The following is a 17,076-nucleotide window of genomic DNA, read 5'->3' on the forward strand; positions in this document are numbered from 1 at the left end:
GGGTGGTGGGCTAGAACCGACCCCCAAGGAAGGTCGCCGTGTCCGAAGAGAAGCGAAGAATCCTCCTCATTGACGACAGCGAGATCACCCTCGCCATGGAGAAGGCCGTCCTGGAGGCGCGGGGCTATGAGGTCGTGGCCACCTCCACGCTCATGGAGTTTGAGAAAACGCTTCAGAGCTGGCGGCCGGACCTCATCCTCACGGACATCCACATGCCCGAGGCGAAGGGCACGGACATCTGCCGCACGCTGAAGAACGAGTACAACACGCAGGACATCCCCATCGTGTTGTTCTCCAGCCTGCCGGACGACGAGCTGTCGAAGCTCGCCGAGCAGGTGGGCGCGGACGGCTCGCTCTCCAAGGTGAACGGCCTGGAGGCGATGGGCGAGAAGATCGACGAACTGGTGCAGAGCATCCTCTGGTGATGGCGATGCGCGCGGCCGTCCTCGCGGTGCTCGTGAGCGCGCTCCTCGCTGGATGCAGACGCCAGGAAGCGCGCCCTCCCGAGGGCAGCGGCTCCGGGCAGCAGGCCCCCTCCGCCACCGCGACCGCCGCGCCGCCGGGCGCGGTGCTGTTCATCTCCGCGGACACGCGTGGCTACCTGGGCCCCTGCGGCTGCAGCGAGAACATGCGCGGCGGCATTGGCCGGGCGGCGTTCCAGGTGCAGCAGGCGCGCAAGGGCGGCCAGCCGGTGCTCTACATCGACGGGGGCAACAGCCTCTTCGGGGAGACGCACCTCAAGGACGAGCAGGTGCCGCAGGAGGAGCTCAAGGCGAAGGCGCTCGCGGACGCGTTCCGCACCATGGGCCTCGCGGTGCGCGCCACGGGCGAACTGGACGACACGCGCGGCGCGGCGTTCCGCCAGGGGCTGGGGCTGCCGGAGGTGCCGTCCGGTGGCGTGAAGGTGCTGGACGCGGGGGCTCGCAAGGTGGGCGTCGTCGCGGCGGCTTCCGGTGAAGCGCTGGTGAAGGCGAGCCAGCAGGCGCGCGAGCAGGGCGCGGACTTCGTGGTGGGCCTGTTGGACCAGCCGCTGGAGGCCGCGCAGGCCGCCGCCGCGCTGCCGGGGCTGGCCGCGAACCTGGTGGTGGCCACGCACAGCGCCGGGGAGTTCTCCGCGGAGGAGAACCGGCTGGTGCGCTCCGACGTGCCGGTGGTGGCGATGCAGAGCAAGGGGCGCTCGCTGCTGCGCGTGGACCTGACGTACGCGCCGGCGAAGGGGCCCTTCACGCTCCAGCGCTCGCAGGGGGACGTGGAGCGCGAGGTGACGGCGCTGGAGCAGCGCATGGCGCTCCTGGACAAGGAGATTTCCCGGCCCGGCATCGACCCGAAGCTGAAGGCGCTGAAGCAGGGCAAGCGCGACGAACTGTCCGCGCGCAAGCAGGGCCTGCTCACCGCGCCGCCCGCGCCCGCCGACGACGTCAACGGCTTCGCGACGCGCTTCCTGCCGCTGGAGTCGAACCTGCCCACCGCGCCGGACACGCAGGCGCTGGTGAAGGCGTACGACGCGAACGTGGGACAGCTGAACCTCGAGTGGGCGAAGGCGCACGGCCAGGACTGCCCGTTGCCGGAGAAGGGCAAGGCGGGCTTCGTCGGCAGCGCGGTGTGCGCGGACTGCCACCCGGACGCGACCGCGGTGTGGGAGGGCACGAAGCACCACCACGCGTCGGAGACGCTGGAGGAAGTGGGCAAGCAGCACCACCTCAACTGCGTGGGCTGTCACGTCACCGGCTGGCAGAAGCCCGGCGGCGTGTGCCGGCTGGACAAGGTGGCGGGCCGCGAGGACGTGGGCTGCGAGAGCTGCCACGGCCCCGGCTCCAAGCACGTCGACGCGCCGAGCCCGGCCACCATCGTGGGCAAGCCGGGGCAGGCCGTGTGCGTCACCTGCCACAACGCGGAGAACTCCCCGCACTTCGACTTCGCCACCTACCTGCCTCGCATCCTCGGTCCCGGCCATGGCGGAACGGGGAAGAGCGGGCAGGCAGGAGAGCCCCCGGCGAAATAGGGTCGCCTGCTCCTACTTGGGGTCCTTCCCGGGGGCATACCGCGCGACTTGTTGTTTGACTGTCAAGAAAGCTGGCGAATACTGCGGCCTTCGCCTGCTTCTGGGCGACCTCGCCTGGCGTTCCCATGCCGCTCTCTCTGCTCCTGCTAGCCCTGGCCTCGGTTCCCTCCTCGCAGGGCGTGGCGCCGTCACCGGTGTCGCCGCCCGGCGTGCATGCGGTTCCTCCCAAGGAAGCCGCCCTGCTGACGGCGAACGGCAGCCGGGCGACGCCTCCGGTTCCCATGGAGGAAGGCGAGGAGACGGAAGAGGTGGAGTCCGAGTCCGCCGAGCTGGAGGAGCTGCGCGCGCTGGAGGGCGCGACGCTGGACCCGGAGGCGAAGCCGAACGCGGAGATGATGCAGTCGCTGCGGCGGCTGGGCCTGACGAACCCGCTGCGGCTGCGAATGCTGGACGCGCTGGAGGAGCCCACCTTCCGCGAGGACGACACGGCCCCGCCGCTGGCGCGCATCACCGACCTGGCGAACTTCGATATTTCGCAGGTGAAGGACCGCTACGACATCCCGGTGGACATGCAGCCGCGGGTGGCCGAGTACATCCAGTTCTTCCAGGGCCCCGGCCGCAAGTGGTTCCGCAAGTGGATGGCGCGCTCCACGCGCTACCTGCCGGTGATGCAGCCCATCCTGGAGGCGAAGGGCCTGCCCCGGGACACGGTGTACCTGGCGATGATTGAGAGCGGCTTCTCCGCGAACGCGTACTCGTGGGCGCACGCGGCCGGGCCGTGGCAGTTCATCTCCAGCACGGGCAAGCAGTACGGCCTCAAGCAGGACTTCTGGGTGGACGAGCGGCGCGACCCCATCAAGGCCACGCACGCGGCGGCGGCGTACCTGAAGGACCTCTACGGCGAGCTGGGCCACTGGTACCTGGCGTGGGCGGGCTACAACACGGGCTCGTACCGGGTGCGCAAGATGGTGGAGCGCTACGGGACGAACGACTTCTGGGTGCTGGCGGAGGAGCGCGGGCTGGCGAAGGAGACGAAGCACTACGTGCCCAAGCTCATCGCCGCGGCGCTGGTGGCGAAGAACCCCACCGCGTTCGGCTTCTCCGAGGAGGAGTTCCAGTACGAGTCCACGCTCGAGTACGACGAGGTGAAGCTCACGGACGCCACGGACCTGGACGTGGTGGCGCGCGCGGCCGGGGTGAGCGTGACGGACGTGCAGGAGCTGAACCCGGAGCTCAAGCGCTGGTGCACGCCCCCGGCGACGGCCGCGAAGCCCTACGTGCTGAAGCTGCCGCGCGGCACGACGACGCTGTTCGCGGAGAACCTCCAGAAGCTGTCGCCCGCGGAGCGGCTGACGTTCCGGGTGCACACCGTGAAGCGCGGCGACACGCTGTCGCAGATCGCCCAGAAGTACGGCACGGCGCCGGAGGCCATCCTCCAGATGAACCGGATGAAGAGCGCGCGGGTGCTGAAGGTGCGCGCGGAGCTGGTGATTCCGGTGCCGGCCAACGGCCGGGGTGGCAGTGGTGACGCGGGCGGCGCCATCGCGACGAAGGTGGCGCAGGCGCGGCGCAGCGGCATGGTGGCGACGCGGCCGGAGGACGAGGTCCCCGCCGGCACGCCCCGTGGGCCCGTGGCCGCCGGTCCGGTGAAGACGGAGAAGGTGGATGGCAAGACGCGCATCACCTACGGCGTGCAGGAGGGCGACAGCCTGTGGCTCATCGCCAACCGCTTCCAGGTGTCGGTGGACGACCTGAAGAAGTGGAACAACCTGCCCAAGCGCAACCGCACGCTGTCGCTGGGCACGCTGCTCGCGGTGTGGCCGCCGGACGCCAAGGGCGCGGCGCCCGCGAAGGTGGAGGAGCGCGGCGGCACCATCGTGGTGGCGAACGCCGTCGCGGGCCAGGCGCCCGTGGGCCCCAAGGGCGCCAGGGTGCACACGCTGGCCGAGGGCGAGACGCTCTGGTCGGTGTCGCAGCGCTACAACGTGTCCGTCGAGGACATCATGAAGTGGAACCACATCAAGGACCACCGCACGGTCCCCACCGGCAAGCTGCTGTCGCTGAGCGCGCCGTGACGGTGTGATGCGGCGGCCGGGACCTTGCAGTCCCCGGCGCCATGCTCGCATCCGCACTGCTTCGAGATTCTTCGCTTCTTCTCCGTGAACCGACCGACACGCGCGAGCCCGCGCCTGTCCTGGCCGTCCTGCCCCGTGGAGTCGAACGTCCGGGGGACAGGACGGTCTCCGGGGGCAACTCGCTCACGCGCTTCAGCGGGCCTGCTCCGACCGTCAGCCCGGCGCCGCGGGGGCTGTCCCTCGCGTCCCCGTCGGACGGGGTGTCCGCCTCCGTGGAGCGCGCACGCGACAGCGTGACAGGGGCCATGACCGCACCGGCGGATGCGGCACGCGCGGTCACTCCGTCAGCGCCCCCGCTGGAGCATCCGCGCTTCACCGGTTCGCAGCAGCTCGCGGACGTGAGGTCCGGCGCGGCGGTGCTGGGCGTGGGCTCACGTGGGGACGGGCTCGTCGCGGTGCAGGGCGCGCTGCTGGACATGGGGTTCGCGCTGGATGGCGGCGCGGACGGACGCTACGGCCCGGACACGGCCCGCGCGCTCCGCAACTTCCAGGTGCATGCGGGCCTGCGCTCCAGCGGCGTGCTGGATGCCGCCACGCTGCGGGCCCTGGAGGCGCTGGCCCCCGCGCCGGGCTCACGGGGACAGTCGCGCGCCCTGCCCTCCCCGTTCTACGCGGGCCAGCCGGTGCGCGTGGTCATCGCCCTGCGCGAGCACCGCACGTTCCTCTTCGACCCGCTGGGCCAGCTCGTCGACATCTTCCCCAACGCCGTGGGCACCGCCGCCACGCCCACGCACCCGGGCCTCAAGGTCGTCAGGGCGAAGCTGGATCAGGTGGCCACGGAGGACGCGGGCGCACGGCTGTGGAACGACCGGCACGTGTTCGGAGCGCGGCTGCTGGACCTCTCCTGGGCGGATGGCCACCGCAGCGGCGAGGAGCTGCACGGCACCAGCGCCCCCGCCCTGCTCGGGGGCGACGTGTCCCACGGCTGCATCCGTCACGCGAACGAGGACATCCTCGTGCTGCATGACGCGCTCGCCGTGGGCGACCGCATCGCGGTGGTGGAGACGCTCCAGGACCCGCACCTGGGCATCCCCGTCACCGTGGGCTGAAGCTCTACTGCTCTTCCAGCAACATCTTCAGCTCGCGCACGCGCTTGCTGATGTAGTCCCGGTCCAGCTTGCGGAAGTTCTCCGGCAGCAGCGCCCGGCTGGTGCACTCCTGCACCGCCACCAGGTTCTGCATTTCAATCTCCAGCGGGTAGCTGGGCGGAACGAAGTCCGCCAGCACCGCGGCCAGGTCGTCCTTCGTCACCTGGTCGCGCCCCTCCGCCAGCGCGCGGAACTTCGAGCGCACCATCACCGCCTCGATGTCCGCGCCGCTGAAGGCGCGCACGCCGCCGGGGATGAGCGCGGCGAAGGAGTCCACGCCCTCCACCGACACGCCGGTCTTCTTGCTCATCGCCTGGAACAACTCGTTCCGCTCCTCGTCCGTCTGCGGATAGAAGAGCGCGAGGTGCTCCTCCGCGCGGCCCTGGCGCTTCAGGTCGATGGGCAAGAGGTCCGGGCGCGCCGTCAGCAGGAACCAGACGATCTTGCCGCGGTACTGCGTGTTGCCCATGAAGGACGCGATGGAGCCGAAGATGCGGCTGCTCGTGCCGGAGTCCCCGCCGGAGTCGCGGTTGCCGAGGAAGGTGTCCGCCTCGTCGACCATCACCGCCACCGGCCACAGGGCCTTCAGCAGGTTGAAGATCTTCTCCAGGTTCGACTCCGTCACGCCCTGCCACTGGCTGCGGAAGTTCAGGAACTTCACCACCGGGATGCCAATCTCCCCGGCGAAGCAGCTCACCATGAACGTCTTGCCCGTGCCCACCGGCCCGCTCACCAGGTAGCCCATGGGCATGACCTCGATGCGGCCCTTCTTCAGCGCGGAGGCCGCCTGCCGCAGCATCTGCTTGGCGGGCGCGTGCCCGGCCACCGCGTCCAGCGTGTGCGCGGGTTCGATGAACTCCAGGAGGCCGTGGCACTCCGCCTGGATGAGCTCCTTCTTCTTCTCCTTGAGCAGCTCCGGCGTGATGCGCACCTCCCGCTCCAGCGCCTCCGTGAGCACGCGGTCCAGGTTGATGCGCGACAGGCCCGCGGTCATCTTCGCCAGGCCCGCCAGCGGAACCTCCGACACCGACTGGAGCTTCTTGCCCTCCAGCTTGGAGCGCACGTACTCCAGGCGCTCCTCCTCCGTGGGCAGCGGCAGCTCGATGGGCGCCACGTAGGGGTTGCGGCTGATGCGCGGCGACACGTCCGACAGGTTCTCCGCCAGCAGCACCACCGACACGTCGCCCGCCAGGAACTGCGGGTCGTGCGCCCACTTGTCCAGCGTGGCCACGACGAAGCGGTCCTCCGCGGACAGGTGGCTCATCTCCCCGCCGGGCACCAGCGTCTCCGCGTAGTCGATGATGAGCGCCATCGAGCGGCCCTCGCTCAGGCGCATGCGCAGGAAGTTCTCCAGGATCTGCAGCGCACGGCCCGGGTCGCGCGGCATGACCTTGGAGAAGTCCGTGCCGTACATGGCGTCGTAGCCCGTCATGGCCCGCGCCAGGTCCTTCTGCGTCTCCGGCGTCGCCGAGCGGATGCCGGACGAGCGGTCGTAGAAGAGGACGTGGTCCCGCCCGCCGAACAGCTCCTCGGACAGGAACGTCTTGAGCGTCCCGAAGCCGCGTCCGCCGTCTTCCAGCTGCAGGGGCTGCAAATCGCGCACGGCCCCGTACAGCAGGAAGGTGCTGACCGTCTTCGTGTAGTACTTGCGCGCCAGCTGCTGCGCCCACCGGGGCAGATCCGCCAGCGGATCCGCCTTGTTCACCTTGCGCACCTTGGTCACGGACATCCCTCCGGCGTCACTCCCCCCGGGGACATCCGGGGGGAGGACCCCCAGGCCTACCTTAAGCGTCAGGGCCGCGGGGCCGCTAATCGCGGCAGCGCGCCTGCTTCTTCAGGGCTGCTTCCACCTTGACCGTGGAGCCCGCCGGGGACGGCGACCCCACGGAGACGTCCGCGTCCGAGTAGCACTTCGCCTTCAGCGTCAGCTCCCGCGTGCCCCACGGCACCCGGACGTTCGTCGGGGTGACGACGCCCAGGTCCTTGTTGCCCAGGAAGACAGCCGCGCCCTCGGGCTCGGACTCGATGCGCACGTCCACCGGAGCGCGCTCCAGCGTCGCCGCCACGTCCAGGCCGTTGTTGTTCACGGCCAGCTTCTTGATGAACGTCACGTAGCCCGGCGCGGACACCTCCACCAGTGGGGTGTCGGCGCTGAGGGAGAAGTCGCGCAGCACCGGATCCCGCACGCCCTGCTTGCGGGCCACCTGGCCGTCGATCTTCACCTCGGCGTCATCCGGCTGGGTCTTGAAGACCACGAGCACCGAGCGCGACTGCTGCTTGAGCTGCACCGGCACCTGCGTGGCGTTGGCGCCCTCGGCCACCATGACGGACTTGTTGAAGGCGTCGTAGCCGTCCGCGGTCACCACCACCAGCACGTTGCCCACCGGCAGCTGCTTCAGGATGAAGCCGTTGGACGGGAACTTCTCCGGCGGCCCCGCGTTGATGGACACCATCGCGCGGTCCTTCGCGTCCGGCGTCTTGAGCTCCACCATCACGTAGCCCTGCGCGGCCTTGCTCGGGGAGAAGACCAGCGCCACGCCCACCAGCATGAACAGCGACGCCAGGCCCACGGCGCCGTAGAGCAGGCGCTTGTCCATGCCCTTGATGCCCAGGCCCCGGCCACCGCCCTCCTCGGGCGCGTGCTTCTCACGGGCGTCCCTCGCGGACGGCTCCCGGCCCGGGGGCGGACGCGGCGCGTTCCCGCCGTTCAGGACGGGGGGCGCGGGCGGACGCGGCGGGGGCGGCATCGGCTCCGGCGGAGAGTCCGGCCGGAGGATGCGCGGCAGCTGGCTGTCGTTGCCCCGGTTGGGCGTGTTCCGGGGCGCGGGCGCGTCGCTGGACATCAACGTGGGCACGTTGGTCAGCGACGGGCGCGGCGGCGCGGCGGTCAGCACCGGGGCGCTGTTCTGCGACAGGCGCGGCGGCCCCGGGGGAGTCGAGGGCAGCGACGAGGGCGGCGGGATGACGGCGGTGCGGCCCGCCATGTCCTCCCCGTCGTCGTCCACGGGCGCGGCCGGGGACTCCAGCGGCGTGACGGCGCGGCCGATGGCGGCACCCGGCTGGGTGGTGGGCTCCGGCGCGTCGTTGAAGACGGCGTCGCGGTCCACCATCTGCGTCGCCAGCTCCTCGTCCTCCTTGGGCGAGGGCGCGGCGGGCGCGGCGGTCAGCTTGGGCAGCGCGGCGAGCGTGGGCGAGCGGCGCGCACCCTGCCCCGCCGCGTTGTTGGCGCCGGAGTTGGAGGCGCGCGGCGGCGGCGCGGTGACGGGCTCCACGGCGGGCGCGGAGGGCGCCACCGCCGGGATGTTGGTCATGCTCTGCGTGGGCACCGGGGACGGGCCGCTGTAGCCCGCCTCGATGGCCGCCAGCATGCCGTCCGGCGCGCGGATGTCCGCGTACTCGGCCAGGCGCTGCTTCTCGCGCTCGACCTCCTCGGCGAACGTGGACTTCATGTACTGCATGAGGTCCTTGCGGCCGAAGATGGAGTCGCTCGTCAGCAGGAAGCGCTGCAGGTCGTCGCCCAGCTCGCTGGCGTACTGGTAGCGCTCCTCCACGTCCTTCGCGAGCGACTTGAGGACGATGCGCTCCAGCGCCTCCGGGATGCGCCGGTTGTACGTGGACGGCGACGGCACCTCCGCCTTGCGCACCTTCTCCAGCACGGAGAAGTCGCTGTCGCCCACGAAGAGGCGCTCGCCGGTGAGCATCTCGTAGAGGCACACGCCAATGGCGAACACGTCCGAGCGGCGGTCCAGCGGCAGGCCGCGGATCTGCTCCGGGCTCATGTAGCCGAACTTGCCCTTGAGGATGCCGGCCTGCGTCTTGGTCGCCTTGCCCGCCGCCTTCGCGATGCCGAAGTCGATGACCTTGACCTCGCCCTCGAAGGACACGAGCACGTTCTGCGGCGAGATGTCGCGGTGGACGATGTTGAGCTCGCGCCCCATCCCGTCCTTCTTGCGGTGGGCGTAGTCCAGGCCCTCGCACATCTTCGCCACGCAGAAGGCGACGAGCGGCACCGGCGCCGGCTCACCCTTCTTCCGGCAGCGGTCGAAGATGGCCCGCATGTCCTTGCCGGGGATGTACTCCATCGAGATGAAGTAGCTGCTGGCGATCTGCCCCAGCTCGTAGATCTGCGCGATGTTGGCGTGGGTCAGCTGGACGCTGATCTTCGCCTCGTCGATGAACATCGAGATGAATTCTTCATCTTCGGCGATGTTCGGCAGGATGCGTTTGATGGCGACGAGCCGCTCGAAGCCACTGGCGCCGAACTGTTTGCCGCGCCAGACCTCCGCCATGCCGCCGATGTTGACGCGGTCCAGGAGGAGATACTTCCCGAACGGGATGGGTTGCCGCTTCGGTTGAGAGGTCGTCACTGTGTGTGGGGGTCGAGTCCTTGCAGGGAGCCTATCGATCGCGGCTCCGAAGGGTCAACCGCGCACGCGGACCTATTTCCGCCCGCTTGCTCTCCAGGCAACCCGGATTCAGGGCGAAGCGGACGTGGCGGCGCCCCCATCCACCACCGTGGGGATCTCCAGGTCGATGCCCGGCACGACGTCATTCTCCTCTGGGACCTGGGTGCGCACGGCGGCGGAGCGCGGCTCGCCCCGCACGGAGAGCACGGCCGGCGCACCAAAGCGCACCTCGGCGGGCAGCCCGACCAGGGTCACCCAGGCCTGCTTGCCGTCCCTGGCCACACAGTACAGCAGCGTGCCGGGCCGCGTGCCGGGGGCGTCACGGGCGGGGCCCTCGCAGCCGGTGCGCACCTGGAGTGTGTAGGCCGGCACCGGCACGCCGCGCTCCAGGTAGGGCGGCGCGCCCAGCGCGTCCACGAGGGGCTGGAGCACCTGCTCGCGGGAGGGAACGGCCTCCACGGTGGCCAGCTTCTGGGCCTCGGCCTGGAAGCGCCGCAGCGCCACGGCGCCCAGCTCCGGCGAGTCCAGCGGCGTCTTCCCCTCCGCCAGCACCAGGTCCAGGAAGAGCGCGACCACGAGCAGGATGGGCAGGAGCCGGTAGCCCTTGAAGCCCTCCGGCTTCTTGCGAAGCAGCCCCGAGAGGAAGACGGCCAGGCCCACCCCGGAGAGCCCCAGCACGACGCTCGTGCGCACGACGGACGGCGGCGCCAGCAGCGCGGAGACCTCCGCGGTCCGGGCGCGCAGGGCATCCGAGAGGTCGCCCCCGTAGATCCACCCGAGCGCCCCCAGGCACACGACGTTGGCCAGGAGCGTCTTGCGCGAAGGGCCGCTCATCCCGCCAGCGTCCTGGCCGGGTCCGTGGCGGCGGCGCGGCGGCTGGGGAAGTAGGCCCCGGCGAGCGCGGCCACGAGCCCCAGCAGCACCCCGCCCAGCACCACCGTCACCGGGAAGGAGAAGAAGCTCTCCGGCTTGAAGGGGAAGTTGGGCAGGTAGCCCTTCGCGAGCCGGTCCACGAGGAAGGCCAGCACCAGCGCCGCCGCCGTCCCCGCCGCGCCGCCCAGCACGCCCACCACGCCGGCCTCCGCCAGCACGATGGCGCGCACGTCCGCGCGCGAGGCGCCCACCGCCTGCATCACGCCAATCTCCTTGGCCCGCGCACGCACGGACGAGGACATCGCGTGGGCGATGTTCACCGCCGCCAGCACGCAGATGAGGATGGAGAGCAGCGCCAGCGCGGACGTGGTGAGCGCCACCGCCGCGCCCGCGTTCTCCGCCAGCCGGCGCTCCTGATCATCGATTTCGAAGCCCATCCCCTTCACCGCCTCCACCAGCTCCGGGACGCGGGATGGATCCGCCGCCACCAGCGTGACGCCGGAGTAGCTGTCCGCGTCCGCGCCCGAAGCGCGGTTGATGCGCACCGCCGTGTCCAGCGGGATGGTGATGCCCGCGAGCATGGCCCGGTCGGACGCGCCCACCACCTGCGCCTGCTGCGTGGTGGTGGGGCCACCGGACGTGGCCGCCACGTAGGAGCGGTTGAACTCCACCGGGAAGCCGAAGCCGATGAGCATCTCCGCGGACAGCTGCGGCAGCTTGCGCGCGGGCGCGAACGTCTTGTTGTACAGCTCCAGGAGGCGCGTGGAGATGAGCGCGGGGATGGCCTTGCCCTCCCCCGGGTCCTTGAAGTCCTTCGCCTCCGGCAGCCCCACGTCCTTCTGCACGAGGCCGGGATCCACGCCCACCGCGAGCACCTCCATGCCCATGCGCAGGCGCGAGCCGAAGAAGACGCCGTCGTAGCGCGTCACCGCCGGCACCCGGACGTTCATCTTCCGGTACGTCGTCTCCACGCCGGGCAGCGCGGCCAGCCGCTCCACCGCGGCCGCGTCCAGCTTGCCGCCGCCCAGGAGGCCCAGCGACACCGCCGGGGGCACCACGTCCACCAGGCGCGAGTCCGTGGGGAAGATGCGCTCGCGGATGACGCGCCCGACTCCCAGCCCCAGGCCCACGAAGAACACCAGCGCGCCCACGCCCATGGCCACGCCGAAGGCGGAGAAGAACGCGCCCTTGCGCTCGCGCGCGAGGGACAACCTCACCAGTCGCGACAGTGCGTCGAACCTCACGGGGCACCTCGCGACGAGGCCAGCGCTTCCGGCGCGGGGGATTCCTCCACCAGCCGCGCGTCCTTGAGTCGGAGCACCCGCCGCGCCACCGCGCTCATGCGCTCCTCGTGGGTGACGGTCAGCACCGTGAGCCCTTCCCTGTGCAGCTCCTGGAAGAGCTGGATGACGCCCGCGCCCGTGGCCGCGTCCAGGTTGCCCGTGGGTTCGTCACACAGCAGCAGCTTCGGGCCGCCGAAGAGGGCCCGGGCGATGGCCACGCGCTGGCGCTCGCCGCCGGAGAGGCGCACCGGCGCGCGGTCCTGCTTGGCGCCCAGGCCCACGCGCTCCAGCAGCTGGCTCGCGCGCTTGCGCCCGTCCGCCGTGGCCGGACCGAAGTGCGACGGCAACAGCACGTTCTCCAGCGCGGACAGGTTGGGGATGAGGTGGAAGGACTGGAAGACGAAGCCCACGTGCGTGTTGCGGAAGCGCGCCAGCTCCTTGTCCTTCAGGCCGGTGAGCTTCACGCCGCCCACCTCCACCTGCCCCTGGTAGTGCACGTCCAGGCCGCCCAAGAGGTGCAGCAGCGTGGACTTGCCGCTGCCGGACGCGCCCACCACCGCGACGAAGTCCCCGGCCTCCACGTCCAGCGACACGCCGTCGAGCACGCGCACGCGCGAGCCCTCGCCGTCCTCGTACTCCTTCACGACCTCGCGCGCGCGGATCAAGGCGTGGCCGGGGTGGTGGTCGTCGTGGTGCCGGCGGGCGCGGGCGTCAGGCGCAGGGAGACCTCCGCCTGCAGCGCCTTGTCCTTGCGCGACAGGGCCAGCGTCACCGCGCGCAGGTCGTCCGTGGCGTCCAGCCAGCGCACCGTGGTGGCCTTGATGGCGAAGCCGCCAATGCCCCACGCGGCGGACGGCAGCGCCTTGACGGCGTCCGACAGCCGGCGCAGGTCCAGCAGCACCACCAGCGCGGCGTCCTTGCCCACCGCCTTCAGGTCCTCCGACACGGGGCCCGCCCCGGCCGGCTGCGCGAGCGAGGCCAGGGTGGACTCCAGGCGCGCGCGGGGGCCCGCGAGCACCAGCTTGCCGTCCTTCGACAGCGCGAAGTGCGCGCCCTCGCCCGCGCGGTAGGACGTGAGGTAGGCCTTCTGGCCGCTCATGTCCGTGGGCTCCACCTTCGCGCCGAAGCCGCCCGCGAAGCCGGGCACCTTGTCCAGCGTGGCCTGCCCCTTGGCCACGTCCTTCACCTCCGCGAGCGCCACCAGGTTGACGAAGCGGAAGGGGTTGGTGCGCCGCAGGTCCAGGTCCGGCATGCCCGAGGACAGGTTGACGGTGGGCGACAGCGACAGCGCGAACACCATGCCCGGCTTGAGGTTGTCCAGCACCTCCGTCTTCACGTCGAAGCCCGCGTTCTGCACCGCGCGCGTCACCTGCGAGCCGGCGAGGTACGGCCACACGCCGTCCAGCTGCGCGGGGTCTCCCCGGTAGCGCGCCACGAGGAAGCTGTCCTGCGGCAGCCAGCCGGTGAGCGACTCGCCGCCCTTGGACTCCAGCGCCGCGAGCGACGCCTGCGTGTCCGGCCACGGCGCGTCCGCGCGCAGCGTCACCGCGCGCTCCTCGATGTGGCCCGTGAAGGTGATGCCCTGCACCGTGCCCGCGGGCAGCAGGCCTGAGCCGCCCGGCAGCCACACGTGGAAGTCGCGGTCGCCGGCGAGCCGCTTGAGCGACGCCTCCAGCACCGGCTCCTTCGCGAGCGACTGCTCCTCCGGCAGCGCCGCCAGCTCCGGCAGCCGCGCCACCGACGCGCCCGCGGACAGGAGCACCAGGTCGTGCTTCAGGAAGAGCATGCCCAGCAGGGGCGTCGTGGAGCCCGGACGGTTGAACGTGACGAGCCTGCCGGCGTCCACCTTCGTGTCCTGCTCCTCCGTCGCGCCCAGGCGCGTGCGGGCGAAGGTGGCGAAGGTCGTCTTCAGCTTGTCCGCGTCCTTCACTCCGATGACGGACACCGCCTGCGTGCCGCCCAGGAAGGCCGCGCCCGCGCCGCGCTTCGGGTCGATGCCCGCGTCCTCCAGCGCCTTCCTGCTGCGCAGGTCCACGCCCACCTGCCGCATCACCGCGGACACGTAGCGCTCCGCGGAGGGGAAGTTCTGCAGCTGCGCGACGAACGAGGCCACCTTGAGGTTCTGGAAGCGCGCGAGCTTCTCGCCCAACGTGCCCAGGTCGTCGATGACGACCGCGGCCTGCGCGGTGCGCGGCAGGTAGCGCGACACGCCCCGGGGCGAGTCCGCGGGCCCGGCCGCCTCCTTCCCGCAGCGCGAGCAGCCGGCGAACACGACCAACAGCAGGACCAACGGGAGGAACCCAACGCGGCGGAGCATGGGCGTCAGGACAGGATGCCTTCGACGGAGAGTCAATCTATTCGTGCGCCGTCCCAGGCCCCTGCCAGGCCCGCAAGGTGCCACGGTGAACAGGTGCCCGCCGGGAGCCCGCGCCACCCGAAGGCGGCCCGCCGTCCGGGCCCGTGCCCGCCCTACCGCACGCGGGAGCCGCCGTGCGGCAGGGGCGCGGAGGTCTCCTCGGTGAAGTCGAGGAAGCGCTCCATCTGGCGCACCGTCTCGTCCGTGGCCTCCGTCTCCGCGGAGAGCACGTCGAGCTGCCGGTTGACGCTCTCCGGGTCGCGGATGGCGATGGACTGCTCGTGCGTCAGCCGCATCAGGTCCTCGATGCCGGCCAACTGGTGGCTCACCACCTCGCGGCTCTCGCCCGCCTGCTCGAAGCGCATCAGGCGCTTGCGCAAAATCTCCACGCGCTTGCCCTTCACGTCCTTGAGGCGCGGGTTGGGCTCCTCCGCGACCTCCGCCTCCAGCGCCGTGACCTCGGAGGTCAGGTGCTCGCGGTCGGAACCACTCAGGTACGTGCGGTACTGGTTGAGCGCGGAGATGAGCCGCAGGAAGGACGTGAGCAGCGCGTCCAGCTTGGGCTCGCTGTCCGCCGCCAGCACGCGCCCGCCGGGCAGCTTGCGGTAGTTGGCCAGGATCTTCTCCTTCAGCCCCACCAGCTGCTGGTAGTGGTCGCGCTGCGAAGGCGCCAGGTCCGCGAGCAGCGCGTCCACCGCGGCGCTCGCGGCCTCCGGGTTGTCCGGCTGCTTCGAGCGCACGGCGCGCTGGAAGCGCTTCATGGACGACAGGACGGCCAGGTAGACGCCCTCCACGCCCAGCGCCACCATCATGGGCAGGGGCTCCTGCGTCACGGCGCTGGACATGGCCGCCGTCGTCAGCCCCACCAGGTTGGCCGGCAGGAGGAACGCGGCCTTGATGTAGTTCGGTGTCTTCGCCACGTCCGACTCCCCTTCCCTCTTGGGCCCCGTCAGGGCCCCCGCGCCTCGGAGACGTACTTCAGCGCGCCCAGGTCCCGCGTGTCCTCCGCGGGTGGGGGCGCCGTTCCACGCTTGAGCTTCTGGAAGAGCGCCGCGGCGCTCTGGAAGAGCTCGTCATAGGTAACCGGCGCCTCGCCGGAAAGTCCGAAGAAGGCCCGATTGTCCGCCAGCGTGGCGGGCGGCGCGCTGCGGATGGCCTCCGTGGGGTCGCCCAGGTAGGGCGCCACCTCGCCCAACAGCCGCGCCCCGGCCGCCGGGTCCTTCAGCACGCCCTGCCCCGCGTCCAGAAGTCCACGCAGCACCCGCCGCACCGCGTCCGGGTAGCGCGCCGCGAAGTCGCCCCGGGCCACCAGCACCGTGGCCAGCAGGTGCGGCGCGTCCGCGGTGGTGGCCAGCACCTTGCCGCCCCGGTCCCGCGCCGCCAGCTCCACGTCGCCCCACAGCCCCACCACCACGTCCGCCCGGCCCTCGCGGAGCGCCCGCCCCGCGTCCAGCGTGGACGGCAGGTCCACCCACCGCACGTCGGAGGTGCGCAGCCCCGCGCGCGCCAGCACCCACAGGGCGAAGTAGTGCGACGAGCCGCCCGGATACACGCCCACCCGCTTGCCCCGCAGGCTGGCCAGGTCCGGCACGCCCACCGCCGCCATGGCCTCCTGGCCCCGGCTTCTCCCCACGAGCAGCACCGTGCGCGGCGCCGCGTCCCGCAGGGTGGGCGCCCACGACGCGAGCCGGTCCACCGACAGGGCCGCCATGTCCACGCCGCCGTTCTCCGCGCCCACGGACAGGGCCTGCTTCAGCTCCTCCTCGCGCGCGAAGAGCACCGCGCGGGCGTCCAGGGCGTAGGCCGTCTTGAGCAGCCCCTGCGCCGCGCCGGGGGGCGTGGCGGGGGCGTCCAGCGTGGTGGCGCCGCCGGTGGCCACGAGCAGCGCGGCCGCCGAGCCGCGCGGGGTGAAGCCGATGAGCACGGGCCGCAAGGGCACCGACGCCACGTCCGCCACCGGGGCCGCGACGCCCGCCGGGAAGTCGCCCGGGGACAGCCGCACCGCCTCACGGGTGGAGGGGAAGAAGCGCGCCTGCAGGCGGTCGAGGTAGCCCGCCCGCGAGGCGAAGACGTACCCCGCGCCCAGGACACAGAGCGCGAGGAAGAGAAAGAGGCCGGGTCCGCGGTGCAGCTTCATCCGTGTGCGCCGGCCCCTTTCATGGGCGGAGACCTACTTGATCTCCACCTTCTTGCCGATGGTCTTTTCCGGACCGGCGCCCACGTCCGACACCGGCGCGGGGCTGTCCAGCAGGCCCATCTCCATCTTGAACTGCTTCACCAGTTCGTCGCCCTGGATCTTCTCCGCCTCTTCCTCGATGGCCGCGGCCTGGTGGTCCACCGACTCCAGCGCCATCTGCATGCGCGCCTCGTTGATGGCCGTCTTCTCCTGGACCTTGCGGAGCATCTCGTCGTGCGTGGAGTCCACGCCCGCGACGGTGAAGGACTCCATGGTGTCGGCGACCTTCGCCTGCCACTTGGCGCGCCGCGCGTCCCGGACGGCGTTCATCGCCTCCTGCGTCTTCCGGTCCTTCTCGCGCATGAACGCCTTCTTGACGTTCAGGGCCTTCTCGTAGGCCTGCTTCGCGATGTCCAGCTGCTGCTGGTTGCGCGCGAGGGCTTCCTTCTCCCCCTGCAGCTTGGTCGCGTAGGTGCCGGCCAGGTCGTCCCGGCCTGCCTGGATGGCGGCCTTCACCTTGGCGGTCAGCTCCCGCACGTCCTGCTGGTACTTCATGTTCTCCTTCTCGAGCAGCGTCACATTCGCCCGGACCATGGCGATGGACTCGTTCATCTTGGGGACCTGGTCGTTCAGGTCACGGATGTTCTGCTCGAGAATCAACTCCGGATCCTCGATGGAGGAGACGAAGAAGCCCGCGAAGCTCCGCATCGCTCTCTTGAATCGCTGCCACATGTCGGCTCTCACCTCCGCCTGTGCG

General features: G+C 71.2%; 13 protein-coding genes. 4 read left to right on the forward strand and 9 right to left on the reverse strand.

Annotation, left to right across the window (positions count from 1 at the left end; genetic code table 11):
* The first annotated feature begins 38 nt into the window (after positions 1 to 38).
* The 4 genes from AABA78_RS05775 to AABA78_RS05790 all read left to right on the forward strand — a co-directional run bounded on the left by AABA78_RS05775 (position 39) and on the right by AABA78_RS05790 (position 5,186).
* Positions 39 to 425, forward strand: a complete 387-nt coding sequence (locus AABA78_RS05775) for a response regulator (protein WP_014398957.1) — start codon at positions 39 to 41, stop codon at positions 423 to 425.
* On the forward strand, positions 425 to 2,002 hold the full coding sequence (locus tag AABA78_RS05780) for a multiheme c-type cytochrome (protein ID WP_370469440.1): 1,578 nt from the start codon (positions 425 to 427) through the stop codon (positions 2,000 to 2,002). The genes AABA78_RS05775 and AABA78_RS05780 overlap by 1 nt, the downstream gene beginning before the upstream one ends.
* Positions 2,003 to 2,127: 125 nt before the next feature.
* A complete protein-coding gene (locus AABA78_RS05785; protein WP_338261981.1) occupies positions 2,128 to 4,077 on the forward strand; it encodes a LysM peptidoglycan-binding domain-containing protein in 1,950 nt (649 codons plus the stop codon).
* A gap of 305 nt (positions 4,078 to 4,382) precedes the next feature.
* Positions 4,383 to 5,186, forward strand: a complete 804-nt coding sequence (locus AABA78_RS05790; protein ID WP_338261982.1) for a L,D-transpeptidase family protein — start codon at positions 4,383 to 4,385, stop codon at positions 5,184 to 5,186.
* A 4-nt stretch (positions 5,187 to 5,190) separates the two neighbouring features.
* Here the strand turns inward: AABA78_RS05790 and AABA78_RS05795 are convergent, their stop codons facing one another.
* The 9 genes from AABA78_RS05795 to AABA78_RS05835 all read right to left on the reverse strand — a co-directional run bounded on the left by AABA78_RS05795 (position 5,191) and on the right by AABA78_RS05835 (position 17,051).
* Entirely contained in the window at positions 5,191 to 6,948 is a 1,758-nt protein-coding gene (locus tag AABA78_RS05795) for an ATP-binding protein (protein ID WP_338262377.1), read from the reverse strand.
* An 85-nt stretch (positions 6,949 to 7,033) separates the two neighbouring features.
* Positions 7,034 to 9,592: a protein kinase domain-containing protein gene (locus AABA78_RS05800; protein WP_338261983.1), complete on the reverse strand. Its 2,559-nt coding sequence runs from the start codon at positions 9,590 to 9,592 to the stop codon at positions 7,034 to 7,036.
* 108 nt (positions 9,593 to 9,700) lie between these two features.
* The gene (locus tag AABA78_RS05805; RefSeq protein WP_338261984.1) at positions 9,701 to 10,465 is read right to left on the reverse strand and encodes a hypothetical protein; all 765 of its coding nucleotides are present in this window, start codon (positions 10,463 to 10,465) and stop codon (positions 9,701 to 9,703) included.
* Entirely contained in the window at positions 10,462 to 11,748 is a 1,287-nt protein-coding gene (locus AABA78_RS05810; RefSeq protein WP_338261985.1) for an ABC transporter permease, read from the reverse strand. Before AABA78_RS05810 ends, AABA78_RS05805 begins: the two co-directional genes overlap by 4 nt.
* Positions 11,745 to 12,452: an ABC transporter ATP-binding protein gene (locus AABA78_RS05815; protein WP_338261986.1), complete on the reverse strand. Its 708-nt coding sequence runs from the start codon at positions 12,450 to 12,452 to the stop codon at positions 11,745 to 11,747. The genes AABA78_RS05810 and AABA78_RS05815 overlap by 4 nt, the downstream gene beginning before the upstream one ends.
* The gene (locus AABA78_RS05820; RefSeq protein WP_338261987.1) at positions 12,449 to 14,104 is read right to left on the reverse strand and encodes a hypothetical protein; all 1,656 of its coding nucleotides are present in this window, start codon (positions 14,102 to 14,104) and stop codon (positions 12,449 to 12,451) included. Before AABA78_RS05820 ends, AABA78_RS05815 begins: the two co-directional genes overlap by 4 nt.
* A 152-nt stretch (positions 14,105 to 14,256) precedes the next feature.
* Positions 14,257 to 15,063, reverse strand: a complete 807-nt coding sequence (locus tag AABA78_RS05825; protein ID WP_338261988.1) for a hypothetical protein — start codon at positions 15,061 to 15,063, stop codon at positions 14,257 to 14,259.
* A gap of 29 nt (positions 15,064 to 15,092) precedes the next feature.
* Complete coding sequence (locus AABA78_RS05830; RefSeq protein ID WP_338261989.1) at positions 15,093 to 16,280, reverse strand: ABC transporter substrate-binding protein; 1,188 nt, start codon at positions 16,278 to 16,280, stop codon at positions 15,093 to 15,095.
* A 33-nt stretch (positions 16,281 to 16,313) separates the two neighbouring features.
* Positions 16,314 to 17,051 carry a PspA/IM30 family protein gene (locus AABA78_RS05835; protein ID WP_120528049.1) on the reverse strand — a complete coding sequence of 246 codons (738 nt, stop codon included), beginning with the start codon at positions 17,049 to 17,051 and terminating at the stop codon, positions 16,314 to 16,316.
* Positions 17,052 to 17,076: the final 25 nt, after the last annotated feature.

It is taken from the genome of Corallococcus caeni, from assembly GCF_036245865.1.
Lineage (GTDB): Bacteria > Myxococcota > Myxococcia > Myxococcales > Myxococcaceae > Corallococcus > Corallococcus caeni.